At 68.5% G+C, this 15821-nt stretch carries 16 protein-coding genes and 1 pseudogene; 12 read left to right on the plus strand and 5 right to left on the minus strand.

Going from position 1 to position 15821, the window contains the following annotated elements; translation table 11 throughout:
* Window position 1: 1 nt before the first annotated feature.
* Both GFH49_RS28655 and GFH49_RS28660 read left to right on the plus strand, forming a co-directional pair.
* Window positions 2-859 (plus strand): FadR/GntR family transcriptional regulator, encoded by an 858-nt coding sequence (locus GFH49_RS28655; RefSeq protein ID WP_230396545.1) that lies wholly within the window; start codon window positions 2-4, stop codon window positions 857-859.
* The gene (locus tag GFH49_RS28660) at window positions 859-1611 is read left to right on the plus strand and encodes an HAD family hydrolase (protein ID WP_230396546.1); all 753 of its coding nucleotides are present in this window, start codon (window positions 859-861) and stop codon (window positions 1609-1611) included. Before GFH49_RS28655 ends, GFH49_RS28660 begins: the two co-directional genes overlap by 1 nt.
* A gap of 17 nt (window positions 1612-1628) precedes the next feature.
* On the opposite strand, the gene GFH49_RS41070 is transcribed toward GFH49_RS28660, so the two are convergent.
* A complete protein-coding gene (locus tag GFH49_RS41070) occupies window positions 1629-1763 on the minus strand; it encodes a hypothetical protein (protein ID WP_268867528.1) in 135 nt (44 codons plus the stop codon).
* A gap of 277 nt (window positions 1764-2040) precedes the next feature.
* Here GFH49_RS41070 and GFH49_RS28665 point away from each other — a divergent pair, with 277 nt between their 5' ends.
* From GFH49_RS28665 to GFH49_RS28690, 6 genes and pseudogenes are all read left to right on the plus strand, one after another.
* Window positions 2041-2853, plus strand: coding sequence for a winged helix-turn-helix domain-containing protein (locus GFH49_RS28665; protein WP_268867529.1), 813 nt, complete (start codon window positions 2041-2043; stop codon window positions 2851-2853).
* Window positions 2854-2953: 100 nt separating this feature from the next.
* Entirely contained in the window at window positions 2954-4252 is a 1299-nt protein-coding gene (locus GFH49_RS28670; RefSeq protein ID WP_155058955.1) for a phosphotransferase family protein, read from the plus strand.
* Complete coding sequence (locus tag GFH49_RS28675; RefSeq protein ID WP_230396547.1) at window positions 4242-4949, plus strand: HAD family hydrolase; 708 nt, start codon at window positions 4242-4244, stop codon at window positions 4947-4949. Before GFH49_RS28670 ends, GFH49_RS28675 begins: the two co-directional genes overlap by 11 nt.
* Window positions 4939-6012 (plus strand): phosphotransferase, encoded by a 1074-nt coding sequence (locus GFH49_RS28680; protein WP_230396548.1) that lies wholly within the window; start codon window positions 4939-4941, stop codon window positions 6010-6012. The genes GFH49_RS28675 and GFH49_RS28680 overlap by 11 nt, the downstream gene beginning before the upstream one ends.
* Window positions 5982-6200, plus strand: a pseudogene (locus GFH49_RS28685) (TetR family transcriptional regulator); the annotation flags it as partial. The gene GFH49_RS28680 and the pseudogene GFH49_RS28685, both read left to right, overlap by 31 nt.
* Before the next feature lie 49 nt (window positions 6201-6249).
* The gene (locus tag GFH49_RS28690) at window positions 6250-8043 is read left to right on the plus strand and encodes a HelD family protein (protein ID WP_230396550.1); all 1794 of its coding nucleotides are present in this window, start codon (window positions 6250-6252) and stop codon (window positions 8041-8043) included.
* A gap of 170 nt (window positions 8044-8213) precedes the next feature.
* Here GFH49_RS28690 and GFH49_RS28695 read toward each other — a convergent pair whose 3' ends face one another.
* The gene (locus GFH49_RS28695) at window positions 8214-9041 is read right to left on the minus strand and encodes a nitroreductase/quinone reductase family protein (protein ID WP_155058956.1); all 828 of its coding nucleotides are present in this window, start codon (window positions 9039-9041) and stop codon (window positions 8214-8216) included.
* Between the two features lie 1109 nt (window positions 9042-10150).
* On the opposite strand from GFH49_RS28695, the gene GFH49_RS28700 reads away from it, so the two are divergent.
* Complete coding sequence (locus tag GFH49_RS28700) at window positions 10151-10795, plus strand: class I SAM-dependent methyltransferase (protein WP_155058957.1); 645 nt, start codon at window positions 10151-10153, stop codon at window positions 10793-10795.
* A gap of 346 nt (window positions 10796-11141) precedes the next feature.
* Here GFH49_RS28700 and GFH49_RS28710 read toward each other — a convergent pair whose 3' ends face one another.
* Complete coding sequence (locus tag GFH49_RS28710; protein WP_155058970.1) at window positions 11142-11897, minus strand: class I SAM-dependent methyltransferase; 756 nt, start codon at window positions 11895-11897, stop codon at window positions 11142-11144.
* Window positions 11898-12187: 290 nt separating this feature from the next.
* Here GFH49_RS28710 and GFH49_RS28715 point away from each other — a divergent pair, with 290 nt between their 5' ends.
* The gene (locus GFH49_RS28715; protein ID WP_230396549.1) at window positions 12188-13801 is read left to right on the plus strand and encodes an IS1182 family transposase; all 1614 of its coding nucleotides are present in this window, start codon (window positions 12188-12190) and stop codon (window positions 13799-13801) included.
* 265 nt (window positions 13802-14066) lie between these two features.
* A complete protein-coding gene (locus GFH49_RS28720; RefSeq protein WP_155058960.1) occupies window positions 14067-14438 on the plus strand; it encodes a VOC family protein in 372 nt (123 codons plus the stop codon).
* Here the strand turns inward: GFH49_RS28720 and GFH49_RS28725 are convergent.
* Window positions 14428-14628 (minus strand): hypothetical protein, encoded by a 201-nt coding sequence (locus tag GFH49_RS28725; protein ID WP_155058961.1) that lies wholly within the window; start codon window positions 14626-14628, stop codon window positions 14428-14430. The genes GFH49_RS28720 and GFH49_RS28725 overlap by 11 nt on opposite strands.
* A gap of 316 nt (window positions 14629-14944) precedes the next feature.
* On the opposite strand from GFH49_RS28725, the gene GFH49_RS28730 reads away from it, so the two are divergent.
* A complete protein-coding gene (locus GFH49_RS28730) occupies window positions 14945-15484 on the plus strand; it encodes a hypothetical protein (RefSeq protein WP_196218157.1) in 540 nt (179 codons plus the stop codon).
* Here GFH49_RS28730 and GFH49_RS28735 read toward each other — a convergent pair.
* On the minus strand, window positions 15408-15821 hold a 414-nt coding region (locus GFH49_RS28735), incomplete at its 5' end, for a transposase (protein WP_155058962.1). The genes GFH49_RS28730 and GFH49_RS28735 overlap by 77 nt on opposite strands.

Here is a 15821-nt window from a genome sequence, read left to right on the forward strand (position 1 = left end):
AGTGAACGGCAACAGAAGGTCGCCCGAGGAGATCGCCGACATCCTGCGCGAACGGATCCGCGTCGGTGCTCTGAGAGCCGGAGACCGCCTGCCCACCCAGGCCGAACTCGTCGACGAGTTCGGCGTGGAGCGCGGCGCGGTCCGCCAGGCGCTGCGCATCCTGCAGGCGCAGGACCTGCTGACCCACGTGACCAAGGGAAGCCCGCCGAGGGTGGCCGAGGTCCGGCCGGAACCCCAGCAGTCCAGGGCGGCCCGGGTCGTCCTGAAGACCTACCTGGCCGAGGCGTTCGGCTCGTCGGCGGTGCGCATCGACGCCGTCTGCTTCACGGCGGAGACCCTGATGTGGGCACTCGGCGAGATGTGCACGGCGGTCGCAAGGGGCGAGGTGCACCCCGACTCCGTGGAAGTGCGGTGTCTGTTGCCGGGGCCTGATGTGCCCCTGCCGTATCCCGACCCGGTGGACCGGCCGCCGAAGATCAGGGAGAAGGTGCACGAAAGTCTGAAGGAGCAGATCGTCCAGCAGCAGGAGGTGATGCGCACCTATCTCTCCACCCTCACGCGTGACCACGATATCGATACGAAGGTGACCTTCCGGTCGCTGACCTTCGTGCCGTCGATGAAGCAGTACGTGCTGAACGGCACGCTGGCGCTGCAGGGCAACTACCAGCCTGCCAGGCGCTCCTACGAGGATCTGCCCGGCGAGGACCCGTTCGAGGTCATCGACGTCAGCGGGTTCAAGTCGGCGCTGTTCGAGTTCCGGCGCGACAGGGGAGGACAGGACGCGGAGATCGTGGAGGACACGAAGAATTGCTTCGATGCCCTCTGGGAATCGAACGCTCCCCGACAGACACTCAGCTAGTGACTCCTGAGACTGGACGGGCCGACCTGGTGACGAGAGCTGCCGAGGAACTTGGGGAACTGGTCGCACGTACACGGTATGTCCTCTTTGATTTCGACGGACCGATCTGCCGGCTGTTCCACGGTCATCCGGCATCGGACATAGCCAGGGCTCAGGTGAAGCGGCTGGTGGACCAAGGGCGGGACGGCCTGCTCACCGAGGAGGAACGTTTCAGTCCGGATCCCCATGGCGTGCTGAGCACCTTCGCCGCACGGCACCCCGGCAGCGACCTGCTCACCGACCTCGAAGCGCACCTCACCAAGCACGAGTTGCAGGCCGCGCGCCGAGCGTGGCCGACGGCACACGTCGATCCGCTGATCCAGACCTGGGTCGCGGTCGGGGCCCGGCTGGCCATCGTGACCAACAACTCGGCCCGAGCGGTGGCGGAGTACCTGCGTGACAGGGAGCTCTTCTCCTGCTTCGCCCCCCACATCTACGGCCGTACGGCGCAGGAGATGCACTTCCTCAAGCCGCATCCCGAGACCCTGAACCGCGCCCTGCGGGCGATGGGGGCGGCCCCGGAGGCCTCGCTGATGATCGGGGACTCCGACTCCGACGCCACCGCCGCACGCGCCGCCGGCGTCCCGTTCCTGGGCTACGCGAGTAGCGTGCGGGCCGCGCTCCGGATGCGGGGCGCCGGGGTGCCGGAGCGGGACATCCTGGGCTCGCTGGAACCACTGCTGGACGCGGTGCGTGCAGCGAAGCATCCCTGACCCCGTCCCCTCGGCTCTCAGGCCTGCATGGTCAACAGCAGGCAGGTCACGGCGAGGAGGAAGGCGGGCGACACCTTGATGGCCACTCGCAGTCCAATTGGTCGCATCAGGGCGGCCGGTCGGGGCCGGCGGCCGTACCGCTTCCGCGTCACTTGCTGAACTTCGGGCGCCGGACAACTCACCGGCACCTCGGGCAACTTCGTGCGCTCTGTCGTTTCCACGGTCCCCCACCAACTTCTCGACAACCTTCCGACCAATTGGACTGGTTGTGCCTGACTGGACTGTTCCCGGTCTGATTGATCCGCTAACCGGCCGTCCAATAATTGGGGTTTATTGACGGCAAGTGGTGCCTCGGTGGCACGAAGGCGGTAGCTTCGGCGTGTGGGTACTTCGGAGAGTGACGAGGGCGGCGGCCGTCAGTTCCGCTTTGTGCGCAACCACTTGATGGAGCGCATGAGGAACGGGAACCTCGTCGTGGGTTCCTATCTGGAAGGACAGCGGGACCTGGCCGTGGACCTGGGGGTCTCGCGGGACGTCGTCCAGAAGGTCTTCCGGCGGCTCGCCGAAGAGGGCTACATCGAGACCAGGCAGGGCAAGGGCAGCTGGGTGGTACGGCTGCCCGAGGCGCGCGATGCGCAAGGGGAGCCCACCCTCTACGACTTCATCGACAGGGCCTTCGCGGAGTCCGAGGTGTCACTGGATGTCGTATCGCTCACCAGCGAGTCGCTGGTCGGCCACTTCAGGGCCCAGGTGGAACGCGTCGAGGCCAGGAGTCTCACCCCTGCCCGGGTGACGGTCCGGATGATGCTGCCCTCGGAGAGCGCGGACCTGCTGTACCCCCGGGCGCCGAAAGACCCGAAGGACGACGAACGCGTCCGTGAGCGCTGGCGGAACAGGGCGCGGGTGCACGTGGCGGAGATGGGGGACTACTGCGAGCGGCTCAGGGCCGCCGGAGTGGATGCCGTCCTTGAGGTCCGGAGGGTGGCCTGGACGCCCAATTTCAAGCTCTACCTGTTCAACGACGCCGATGCCCTCAAGGGGCTCTACTCCCCGGTGGAAGGGCCGATCCGGCTCGACGACGGCACCATGGTCAGGCAGGCGGTCGACGTCAAGGGCGTCGGCGTGAGCCTCCGTCACTATGTGAAGAGCAGTGGAACCGACGCTGACTCGGACTATGACGATTACAGAGAGTGGTTCGAGTGTTGCTGGAACCTGGTCGCAAACCGGCCGGAACAGGACTGAAAGTCCGCAGGTCAGGGCAGTAACCGCGATTTCCGGCAAGGGGTGTCCGCATCGTGGATAAACGTGAGAACCGTCACTGCACGCACTATGATCGCCGCCCATGCGGCCCCATCTGCCCCACCGAACCCAGGAAGCGCTCGTGCGCTTCTTCGCCGGGCGGCGCCGCCTCAGTGCCGACGGTGAAGTGGTCGTCGGTCACCACAACAGCAACCACATCCTCCCGCTGGGCCGGCCACTGGCGTATCTGCTCGGGATGGACTCCGGGCAGATGCGAGCAAACTTCCGGGTGCCCTTGGAGACCGTCGAAGCCGTGCCCCGACTCTGGCGGGAGTCCGAGGTGCTGCGCGTGGTGAGCGAGCGGATGGACGATGTCCCACGCTGCCTCTGGGACTTCGGTGACTGGTCAGTGCACGCCTATGTCGCGGGACGGTCCCTGTCCGAGGAGACGGGGCGGGAGCCGGTGGGCGAGGAGCGGATCACGCGGCTGGCCCGGTTCTTCGCCCGACTGGCCGACGTACCGGCCGACGCTCTGCCCCCGCGGCCGTCCGACTGGCCGGACAGCGGCGACAGCCAGGCCTTCCTGCACCGGCTGGCCGCCTACACCGAGCATCAGGTCCACCGGCGCAACCGGCCCCGCTTCGGCGCGCTGTTCAAGGCCCTGGAGATCCCGTCCGGCATGGTGGACGACTTCCTCCGCTCCAGGCCCGAACTCACCCGGCGCCCCTTCACCCTCCTCCACACGGACGTCCACCGGTCCAATGTGATCGTGACACCGACCGAGGACGGTGAACGGCTCTCGGTGCTGGACTGGGAACTCTGCCTGTACGGCGACCCGCTGCACGACCTGGCGACGCACGTGGTCCGCATGGGCTACTCCGACACGGAGCGGAAGCTGGCGACAGAGCGGTGGGCCGAGGCGATGGAGCGGGCAGGGCACACGGCGCTGACGGCCGGCCTGGACCGGGACCTCGACACGTACCTCGGCTTCGAGTACGTCCAGTCGGTCTTTCCGGACGTGATGCGGGCCGCCCTCGCGCTCCCCGACGAGCCGGACACCGAGGACGTCGTCACGGCCGCGCACCAGGTGCGCCGGGCCCTGCACCGGGCTTGGGAGTGGCTGACACCGGAGAGCGACCCCGTCGACGAGGCCACGGCCGTGCGCGCGTTGCGCGAGTGGCATGCCATGGACAGTGCCGCCAGACCCGTCCCGGAGGAGGACCGCAAGCGGCCCGGCGGCCGGCGGAGCAGGGGCGGGAACGGGTGGTGTCCGGGCGCGGACCAGCCCAGAGGCGTCCGCAGGGGGCTCAGCACGGGACGCGGACCGGGCCCCCGTCCGGGCCCGCCGACGGGCACCGAGCCCCTGGAGAGCTTGGAGAGCCTGGAGCGGCATGTCTGTTGAAGCCGACGCGGTGAGCGACGTCCGTTCGCTGCTCACCGGGGTCCGCGGCGTCCTCTTCGACTTCGACGGTCCCGTCTGCCGGCTCTTCCCCGGCGACTCGTCGAGGCCCGTCGCCGATGAGCTGCGGGCACTTGTGTCCAGGGCGGGCGCGTACAGCCTCCTGTCGGAGGAAGAGGAGCGGGACAAGGACCCGCACGCCGTGCTGCGTGCCGTACACCGGGCGCGGTGGGACGACGCGGCCTTGGTCCGCGTCCTGGAGAAGACGGTCACCAAGGGTGAGCTGTACGCCGCTCGGCGCAAGCCGGAACTCACCCCGGGCGCGGACAGGCTCATCCGCGGGCTGGTGGGACGGGGGCTGCGGCTCGCCGTGGTCACCAACAACTCGGCGCGGGCGGCCTCGTACTACCTGAAGTCCACGGGACTGCGGGGCTGCTTCGCCGCCGTTCACGGGCGCACTCGCGACATCGACCGGATGAAGCCCGACCCCGACGTCGTCAAGCGGGCCCTCGGCAGCCTCGGTCTGTGCAGCCACGAAGCGGTGATGATCGGCGACTCCCCGGCCGACGTGGGCGCGGCGGAGAGGGCGGGGGTCGGCTTCATCGGGTACGGCCGTGACGACCGAAAGGAGTCGGAATTGCGGACCGCGGGCGCCAAACTGGTCCTCAGCTCTTATGCTCGACTCCTTGATGAGGATTGACGAGGCGGCACTCGACGCGGCGAGGCGCACTCGCCGACGCGCACGGGAGATGGCCGGGGATCAGCCCCTGCACGGACCGCTCGCGGGTTACCACCACGAGACGTATGCCTTCCCGCACCGCGAAGCGCCCGGTGCGGGTCGCTGGAAGCTGCGGGAACCACGGCGGAACGTGATCTGGTGCGATCGCAGGGCCTTCGACGAGGAGGAGCTGCTGATCGCCCTGGCCGGCCGGGTTTCCGGCGTTCCGGACGTGATCCGCGTCGGCTCCGCGACCCTCCATCGGTACATCGAGGGGCAGACGCTCGGTTCCCGCTTCCGTACGGGGACGGAGATACCGGACGCCGTCGTCGCGCAACTCATGGGCCTGGTGCGGAATCTCGCATCGGTACGGCCCGACTCCGTTCCCGTGCGCTGGCGAGTCCCCTTGGAGGACCGGGAGCAGGACGGGGACAGTCACGGATTCCTGGAGCGGCTCGTGCACTTCGCGGAGGAGCAGGTGTACGCACGCAACGAGCACAGGTTCGGCACGCTCTTCCGGGACATCGGAGTCGACAGGGACGCCTTCAAACGATTGCGCAGGCACCTGGGCGGGCTCACGGAGCGCCCCTTCCACCTTCTCCATGGCGATCTGCACCGGGAGAACCTGATCCTGGATCCGGTCGGCCGGCTGTGGGCCATCGACTGGGAACTGGCGGTCTTCGGGGACCCGCTCTACGACCTGGCGACGCATCTGCACCTGATGCGCTACCCCCAGTACCAGGCCCACAGGGTCGTCGAACTGTGGACGGCATCGATCGAGGACGCCGCCATGGGCGCCTCCCGGCACTGGCAGGAGGACCTGCCGCGCATCCTCGCCTTCAAGCATGCCCAGTCCGTCTTCACCGATGTCATCAGAGCCGCGCTCGATCTGGCGAACGATGCCTCCCTGCGTGCGACGGTGCCGCGGCTGCGCAAGGTCCTGCGGAACGGCGCGGTGCCCCTGGGCCTGACCTCGGTTCCGACGCCGTGCGAGACCGCGGTGGCCCTGACGCGCTGGCGCCGCAGCTACGCTTCGCAGCCATGAGCACCGGCAACGCGGGTCTGCGCGAGCGCAAAAAGCAGCGGATGTACCAGTCCGTGTCGGACATCGCGATCCGGCTGTTCATGGAGAAGGGCTTCGATGCCGTCTCCGTCGCGGAGATCGCCGCCGCGGCCGAGATCTCCAAGCCGACGCTGTTCCGGTACTTCCCGGCGAAGGAGGACCTCGTCCTGCCGGCTGGATTTCCGGACCGACAGTGAGCACGGCGCGCAGAACTACCACATCGGGCAGAGCTGCCACATCGGGCAGAGCTACCACATCGGGCGGCTGCGGATCACCGAGCACCCCGCCGTGCCGCCCCTCGTCGTCGACTGGCGCGCGCCCGTCTCACGGGCCTTCTACCAGGCCAGTGCCCGTGAACCGCAGGACGTCGTGGTGCGGCGGCGGTTCGGGTGGGCTCCCGGCAGCCGCGGTGACTCCGCCGATCTGACCGGGCTGGAGGACGAGCACCTCGGCCGGGGCGAGGAGCACGCCAGCGGCATCGTCGTCCGCGAGATCGAACGCCCCCGCGTCGGGCCCATGCGGGACATCGCGGCGACCATCCAGCCCGAGCAGGACGATCTCGTACGAGGTGGTCTCGCCGATTCGGTGTGCGTACAGGGCGCTCCCGGCACCGGCAAGACAGCCGTGGGTCTGCATCGCGCCGCCTATCTCCTCTACACCCACCCGCAGCGCATCCGGCGCGGCGGACTGCTCATCCTCGGGCCCAACCGCACCTTTCTCTCCTACATCTCCGAGGTGCTGCCCGCCCTCGGCGAGACCGGCGTACGGCAGTCGACGCTCATCGAGGAGATCGCCCGGCACCCTGTGAACGGCAGCGACGAGCCGGCTGCCGCCCTCCTCAAGCACGACGTCCGGATGGCCGACGTCCTGCGGCGGGCGCTGTACGCGCGCGTGTCCGCCGAGAGCGCCGGCTCCGTTGCCGTACCGGACGGTTCGTACCGGTGGCGGGTCTCCGGCGACGAACTGGAGCGGATCGTCGCACGGGTGCTTGCCGAACAGCCGCCGTACGCCATCGGGCGGGAGCGGGTGCGGACGCGGATCGTGGAGCGCATTCGGGAGCAGGCGGAGCGGCGTGCGGGGGTGGTGCCGGGCGCCTGGGTACGGAAGATCGAGCGGGCGCGGGCGATCGGCGAGCACGTGGACGCCGTATGGCCGCGCGTGCGGCCCGAGGAGGTCGTCGCCCGACTTCTCGCCGACGCGGATGAGTTGGCCGGCGCAGCGGGTGGGCTGTTCGACGCCGACGAGCAGAAGGCGCTGCTGTGGGCCCGGCCGCCGCGTTCATGGAAGTCGGCGCGCTGGTCGGCCGCCGATCTCGTCCTGCTCGACGAGGTCGCCGGGCTCATGGAGCATCCCCCGGGGTACGGCCACCTCGTTGTCGACGAGGCGCAGGATCTCTCCCCGATGGAGTGCCGGGCCATCGCCCGCCGGGCGTCCTTCGGGTCGCTGACCGTGCTCGGGGATCTGGCGCAGGGGACCACGCCGTGGGCCGCGCGATCCTGGCCGGCGCTCCTCGCCCACCTCGGGAAACCGGACGCCGCCGTGGTGCCGCTCACCACCGGGTTCCGGATGCCGCGGGCCGTCGTAGGCCTGGCGAACCGGCTGCTGGCGCGGCTGGATGTGGAGGTGCCGGCCGCGCGGTCGCTGCGTGGGGACGGGGAGCTGGGCTTCCGGAAGGCGGACGGCGATCTGCCGGGGGCGGTCGTCGACGCCGTGCGTGCCGCCATCGGTCGCGAAGGGTCCATCGGGGTCGTCGCCGCCGATGTGGACGTGGACCGGGTGCGGTCGGCGCTCGGGGCGGCCGGGATCGTGGTGGGCGGGCCGGACGAGCTGGGGGCGCGGGTGTCCGTCGTACCCGCGAGCGTCGTCAAAGGGCTGGAGTACGACCATGTCGTCGCCGTCGAGCCCGCGACGATCGCGGAGGCGGAGGAACGGGGGCTGCACCGGCTGTACGTCGTCCTGACGCGGGCGGTGTCGCGGCTGGAGGTGGTGCACGGGCGGCCGTTGCCGTTCTGAGCGGGGCCGGGGAAGGTCCCCGGTGCGGTTCGGCAGCGCTCCCGGCGGGCGCGGGGCCGTGTCGATCTGCGGTCCGCCGCCATGGTGGGAGCGACAACCACGACACACACCCGCGGACAACGCAGCGGATTGCCGGCGGAGGGCTCGGCGTCCCCGGCCGCCCGACGGGTTCAGACCGATTCCATGAGCGGGATCAACTGCTCCTCCTCGTAGGTCAGATGAGCTTCCAGCTCGTTCGCCAGTCGCCCGATCTCGGCGTCCGCTCGATCTCCCTCGGCGGATACGGCGGCGCGCAGCTCCTCCACCAGCTCGGCGATCCGCTCGTGCTCCTCGCGGAGCCGGGCCAGGACGGGGGCGGCCGCGGGGTGCCGGTCGGCGAGGACGGGGAACAGGCCCATGTCCTCGCCGGTGTGGTGGTTGTGCAGGCCGTGGCAGAAGGTGAGGCAGTTGACGCGGAGCTGGGCGCTGAGGGCGGTGCCGTCGGCCATCTCCTTGCGGATCAGGGCGAGTTCACGGCGGAAGCCGTCATGGACGACCTTGATCGCCTCGCCGAGGGAGCCTGCCCTGATGTCGGGCGGACCGTCCTGCGCGATCTCGTACAGCGCGACCACGGGTATCACCCGGCCCGCCTTCTCCTGGTACGCCGCCCAGCCCGGGTCCGTCGCGACGGCTCGCGCGAAGGCCTGGTCCCGCTCCTCGCCCGCCAGGACGACGGCCCGCGCGGCATACGTGAACGCGCCGCTCTCGACGGTGACTTGAGGGTTGGCGAGGAGGTTGTGGTACCAGGCGGGGTGCCGGGGGGAGCCACCGGCCGAGGCGATGACCAGGACTCGGTCGGCGCCGTCGGGGAGGTAGCCGAGAGGCGTGGTGTGCGGGGTGCCGCTGCGGGCGCCCGTGGTGGTCAGCAGGAGGAGCCGGGCACCTTCGAAGTAGCCGCCCACGACGCCGTTGCCGGCGCGGAACTCGTCGATGACCTGTTGGTTGAAGTCGTTGGGCATACGTCTCTTTTCGCTTCTTTTCTCGATCGCTGATGTCCCATGCGGACGCACGGGTGGGAGATACGGCGAAGAGAAAGAAGCGGCGGGCCTCTCGCCCACCATGGCCTCACTCGGAGGCCGGGCACCCAACTCGCTCACGGCACAAGGCCGACCCGGCAGTCATGGAGGGGACGCTAACCGGGGAGAGGGTGCGCGGCAAGCGCATTCGCCCGATCCTTGAGGGCCACCAGCGTGTTGCCCCGCGCCCCGTCTTCACTCCTGCTTGAGGCCGCCCTCAGCTCCGTGCGCGGACGACGGCGAATCGGCCCGCCCCGCCCCGCCCCGCCCCGCCCCGCCCCGCCTCGCCTCGCCTCGCTCCGCGAGAGCGCACATGCACCGGGCTCCGTACGCCGACGCCGGTACGCGGCATTGCTCCCGCCGTCACACGACCTCACCGACCCGGCCCGGCACCGTGTTTCCCATGCGACTGGGCCGCCCTGCACGCCGGGCCTCCCTTGCCGTCCATGTCGTCGCCTCGGAGGGCGATACGGAGGAACGGCGCAGCTGCTGTCCCCGGGCACTCCATGGGGACGCGCACGGCATCGCTGGGCCTACATCAAGTTCTGGCCGACCCTGGCCACGATCACCGACTCCTGCCCCGGCACCTCGCCTCCCTGCCGGACGTACGGACCGGAGCCGCGGTTCGGCACATCCGGCGCACCGATGCCGGCTCCGCCCGCGACATTCGTCCTTCCATCGCGCCTGCCTCCCGCTGATCACAACATCACCGCAGCCCCAGGCCCCGGCCATCTCGGCAAGGTTCCAAACGAGCGGGTCTCGACTCCCTGCACCAGGGGGCGGGACATCGAAGACGACAGATGCACTGCAAATGCGACGTCTATCGTGCTCAGTCATGTCCTGTCTCAGGTGATTGCGGGTAGCGCGGTCTGCTGACCTGGGTGCCCGGAGTTGGTTGAGACGTCCAGGACCCCGCTTGCCTCGGTGGAATCCGGGCATCTTGTCCCGTCTCGAAGGAGCTGGTCTCCGTCTCAAGTGACCTGGCTCCGATTCGTCGTTGATCTCAGTGGATCTGGTTCGTCATCCTGATCGCAGCACTAATCTGTCGAGCCATGAACGCGGACCGCTGGTTGGCAGACACCCGGACCTCCTACGACACGGTCGCGGTCAGCTATGCCGATCAGCTACGCGAGGCTTTGGCCGGGGCGCCATATCTTCGGGCTGCTCTGGCGCTGTTCGCCGACTTGCTGCACGCCGCTGGCGGTGGGCCGGTGGCGGACGTGGGCTGCGGACCTGGACACGTCACCGCTCACCTGCACGAGCTGGGTGTGGACGCTTTCGGCATTGACCTTTCATCCGTGATGATCGACGTGGCTCGGCGTGACCACCCCAGCCTGCGGTTCGAGGTGGGCTCAATGACCGACCTCGACCTCGCCGATGCTTCAGTCGTCGGCCTGCTCGCATTTTGGTCGTTGATTCACGTCCCCGACGAAGCAGTGCCCACGGTCTTCGGCCACTTCCGGCGCGTGTTGCGTCCCGGCGGACCACTGCTGCTCGGCTTTCACGTCGGCGACGGAGCGAGGCTGAAGACGCAGGGCTACGGCGGCCACCCGATGAACGTCCACGTTCACCGCCGCCAGCCTGACCAAGTGGCGGCCTGGCTACGCGATGCCGGGTTCACCGTCGAGGCCCAAATGCTGATCGATCCCGACGAAAGCGTTCCAGGTGCGGTCCTCTTTGCACGCTGTCAGTCCTAGATCAATTCCAAGGGAGGTCTACAGGGCGTGTGGGGTGGGCGGTGGCCGAGCCACCGCAAGACGGTCATGCGGCGGGCTGCCGACCTTGGATGTCGAGGTCGCAGCGGGCGGTCAGGCGTCAGGGTCGACTTCGGGGTGCGTGAACCGCACGGGCCTGCCCAGCGACCGGGCGTAGGCGATTTCGGCTCGGGTGCTGTCGCCGATGTAGTCGCCAACTAAAGCGCCTGAGTTCGCGATTACTGAGCGATCGAGGACGCGAACCCAGGCAGGGGTACTGCTCGGGCAGGTGCTCATCGTCGTCCCTCGAGCAACCGCGCGGTCCGGCCAGGAACTGAGAGTCCGGTGTTTATACCTTGCTCGCGACCACCATGTAGTTCTCGGCCTCAAGATCGAACGTGCTCAGTTCCGTTTGGAGTCCGACCCGGTGCAGCTCGACTTCGAGTTCCTCGTACCGGTAGGGCCAGCAGGACAGCAGTTCCGAGCGGACAAGAACCAACCCGGTCGCATCAACTTGCGCGATCGCAATCTCGATGTGGTGCTCCTCCTCCCAATGCGGCGCAATCTCCCAGCGGTAGACCACGACGGCATCGCGACCGTTCCGGCGGACGAGTCGGTCACTGATCTCCAGCCGGGAACCTCTGGCCCTCACGAGTTCCCAAGTACGGGATGTGAGTACCAAGCGCCCGCCGGGGCGCAGAAGCCGTGACATCGACTCCAGAGCAGCGCCCCTGCCCGTCGCGCCCGCGGCATGGTGAAGCGAGTTGCCAACGCAGAACACCATGTCGAACGTGTTGTCCTGGAAATGGTCGGGCAACTCTTCCCAGTTCGCCCGTACGGCCCGGATGGATGCCCCGAACTCCTTAGACAACTCTGCAGTCCGCCGAACCATCGCCTCGCTGGCGTCAGTTGCGACAACCTGCATGCCACGACCAGCGAGGCCAACCGCCAACTGTCCGGTTCCGCACGAACAGTCGAGGACGTGAGCGTTCGACGGCAGGAGATTGAGGACGGCGTCGAACGACGCAGCGAACTCGGCTGGAGGCAACTTTGCATCCGAGATGAGCCATTCGTACACCTCGGCAAGCACGTCATAGCCTGTCACAACCACTACCTCCGTCACGCGGCAGACTCACGGTAGGACGTCAGTCCATCAGCGGAGCAAACCGGGCACCAATGGTTTCCGCAAGGATGGCTCTGAGCTTGACTCTGTCGGGGATCTTGGAGTTTCCCGGTGCGGCAGCAAGATCGACGGGCATGCTCGTGTAGTTCCGCTGACCGATACATCTGTCGAGGTGCTCGTTGTCCCTTCGTCCCCGTTCCGGTGAGCAGGTCCCGTCTCTGACTGCGCAGGTTGCGCGGGCGAGCAACCCGGGCGGCACGACGGCGATATGGGTGCGTGACCGCCTCGATGGGCTGTGGTGCGACGAGGACTTCGCCGACTGGTACCCGCGGGACGGGCGTCCGGGTCTCTCGCCTGCTCAACTGGCAACCGTTTGTGTGCTGCAGTTCCTGCTCGGCCTGTCCGACCGGCAGGCCGCCGAGGCGGTCCGCTGCCGCATCGACTTCAAATATGCGATGGCCATGGAGTTGGACGACCCCGGCTTCCACCACAGCGTGCTGGCCGACTTCCGAGACCGCCTCGCCGAGGACGGCCGCGCCGACCGCCTCCTCGACCTCGCACTCGCGCGCCTGAAGGAGGCCGGTCTCGTCCGCGAGCGCACCACGCAGCGCACCGACTCCACCCACGTCCTGGCCGCGGTGCGTGACCTGACCCGCCTGGAGCTGGTCACCGAGGCGGTTCGCGCCGCACTCGAAGAGGTCGCAGGCATCTCTCCTCATCTGCTGGACGAGCTGGTCGATGAGGGCTGGGGGCTGCGCTACGGCAGGCCGGTCCGCCTGGGCAAGAACCCCACCAAGCCCATGACCAGGATCCTTGCCACCGGAAACGACGCCGTCCGGCTTCTGGAACACCTCTACCGGTACGGACCGGACCGCATGTCCGGTCCTCGCATCCAGGCTCTGCGGCAGATCATGGTGCAGAACTATCACCGTGATGCCGCGGGACAGCTGCGCTGGCGCACCGCCGAGAAGGAAGGCGGGGTGGGTCTGCCGCCGTCGTCGAGGGCGATCATCTCGCCCTACGACACCTCGGCCCGCTACGCGCGGCACGGACACATCATCAGCTGGAAGGGGTTCGCCGCCCATCTGACCGAGACCTGTGCTCCCGACGGCCCCAACGTGATCACGGATGTCGCCACCACCGCGGCCACCACCCACGACAGCCAGGTCCTGCCCGGCATCCACACCCGCCTGGCGCGTCGCGGGCTGTTGCCTGCCGAGCACCTGGTCGACGCCGGCTACACCTCCCTGCCCCACCTGGAACAGGCCGCCCGCGAACACCAGGTCACCGTCCTCGGTCCGCTGAAGAGCAACCCCACCCGTCAGCACCGCCGAGGCGAGGGCTTCGCCCGGGACGACTTCCACATCGACTTCGATCGTCGGCAGGTCACCTGTCCCCAGGGGCAGGTCAGCGCGGGCTGGCACGGCCCCTACCCGACTTCCTCGCCCACCGCGGCCCCGCTGATCGTGGCACGGTTCACCAAGAGCCAGTGCCAGCCCTGCCCGGCTCGCGCTCAGTGCACCACCTCCCGCGAAAGCCACCGCACCGTGGGCTTTCCTCCACGAGAGCTCCGCGACCTGCAACTCCGCGTCCGCACCGAGCAACAGACGTCCGAGTGGAAGGCCCGCTACGCGGTCCGCTCCGGAGTGGAGGGCACGGTCAACGAGTTTGCCCACGGACACGGCATGCGGCGCTGCCGCTACCGAGGACAGAGAAAGGCTCACGTCCAGCACGTCCTGACAGCCATCGCCGTCAACATCGAGCGCCTCAGCGGACTGCCACCAGCCGTGGAAGCACCCACGCCCCGTCAGCCGACTTCCTTCCAGAGGTACCTCGACCAACGGGAGACTCCACGCCTGAAGTCCTGGCGAACCCTGGGCAGTTGACCTCGACGGCTCCAAGATCCCCGACAGAGTCAAGCTGAGACGCGCGGGTGGATGGCTCAGATGGACCGAGACTGGCCCACCTTCAGCGAGACGGGTCACGTGCTCAGTCACAGGTGTCCTGTCCCAGATAACTGTTGGCATGGTGGGGCTCTGACCTGCTGTGCTTACTGTTGAGTGGAACGAACGCGCTCTCCCCGTCCCGCTCAACGGTAGGCAGCCGACTCTATGGCGTGCTCGGAAGTCCACTGATCGGCTCGGAGGTCTCATGCCCCTGCAGATGGAACTGGTCGCGATAACGCTGGATTGCCCTGATCCGCTGGCTCTGGCGGCGTTTTATCAGCAGGCCACCGGCTTTGAACCACACCCGAAGTCTGACGCCGAGTTCGCCGGTCTCAACCGTGAGGACGGACTCTTCATCGGCTTCCAGCGGGTCGAGGACTACCGGGCTCCGAGTTGGCCTGGCCAGATCGTGCCCCAGCAGCTTCACATCTGCTTCAAGGTCGCGGAGAGCCTGGACGAGGCCGAGGCCCGGCTGCTGGAACTGGGTGCGGGCAAGCCGGATCACCAGCCGCATGGGGACAAGGCGCGGGTCCTCACCGACCCTGCTGGGCACCCCTTCTGCATCGTCACGCGCTGATTGATGTTCTCGCGGCGATGAGTGTGGCTATCCCGTCGGGGTTGCCGAGCCGATACTCGATCTCCGCGGCCGTTGACTTGACGGTTTTCGTGAGCCAGATGCGGCTGGTGCCGCGAATCGGGCTCTGGGTGGGGAAGCGCTGGTGGAACTGGGCGATGCTGCTGAGGGAGACGTAGAAGTCGTCGCTCATCGCCAGTTTCCTCCAGCGGGGGGACGTGAACATGTGGATCAGCGCGACGCGTTCGGGGAATCCGGCTGCTGTCAGCCAGGGCGCCTTCCTGTCCGGCTCGACTTCGGGCCCTTTGACTCGGACCAGGTCGTGAAGGGTCTCGGCTCGGCGGACGAGTCGGTAGTGGCGGTGGGCGAGGCCGGACCAGAGTCCTGCGGTGAGAAGCCGTTGTCTTTCCGGATGTGATCGTTGGGTTTCCGCTGGTCAGGCATGGTTTCGGCGTCACTGGTGCAGGGTTCGGACGTTCGGTTCGTGCTTGGCGATGCGGAGGTGCCCGGTGACGTCGGTGATGGGGCTGCTGGAGGAACGGGAGACGGCTGCCCGGGCGCGGGCGGAGGTGCTCCGGGAGGAATCCGAGCGGATTCTTGCCGAACTCGCCGATGCCGAAGCGGTGTTGGAACGTCGGGTGATCGCGAGGGCGGAGCTGGCCGAGGCCCTGGCCGCGCCCACCACTGACGTTCCAGAGCCGGTCGAGCCCGCGAAGACGCAGGCGGCTCCGGTCGCGGGCTCCGTCGTGCCGCCGTGGCGCGAGGGGATGAACGGGGATGCGCTCGCGGCGGACTACCGGCGGATCGTGGAGCTCGTGACGGACGAGACGGCTGGCGGTGAAGGGATCTCGGCAAAGGAACTGGCCGTCCGGCTGGGTCTTGAGGCGGTGCCGGCGAAGGTCGAGGGAGTGCGCTCGAAGGCCAGGCGGCTGGCCGGGCGGGGCTGGCTGGAAGCGTTGCCGACCGGGCGGTTCACGCCGCGACCGTCCACTGCGACCGCCCGGCCGTCGGCGGCACCGGCGTCCGGCGGGCCAGGCGGCGGCTCATGAGCATGGCCTGCGAGAAGTAGACGAACGCCTCGCTGGAGGCGGGCCGCGTCTCGAAGTCCCGCACCAGACGCCGCGAGCGCATCAGCCACCCCAGCGTGCGCTCGACCACCCACCGTCTCGGCAACACCACGAATCCGGTCATGTCGTCACTGCGCTTCACGATCTCCAGGGTGAGCTGCAGCTTTTCCTTCGCCCAGGTCACCAGCCGTCCGCGATAACCGCCGTCGGCCCACACCAGCGTGATCTTCGAAAACCGGGCCCGCAGTTCGGGCAGCAGGTGCCGTGCGGCCTGCCGGTCGGTGACGTTGCCCGCGGTCACCAGCACCACCAGCAGCAG

The organism is Streptomyces blattellae (assembly GCF_009709555.1).
In the GTDB taxonomy this organism is placed as follows: domain Bacteria; phylum Actinomycetota; class Actinomycetes; order Streptomycetales; family Streptomycetaceae; genus Streptomyces; species Streptomyces blattellae.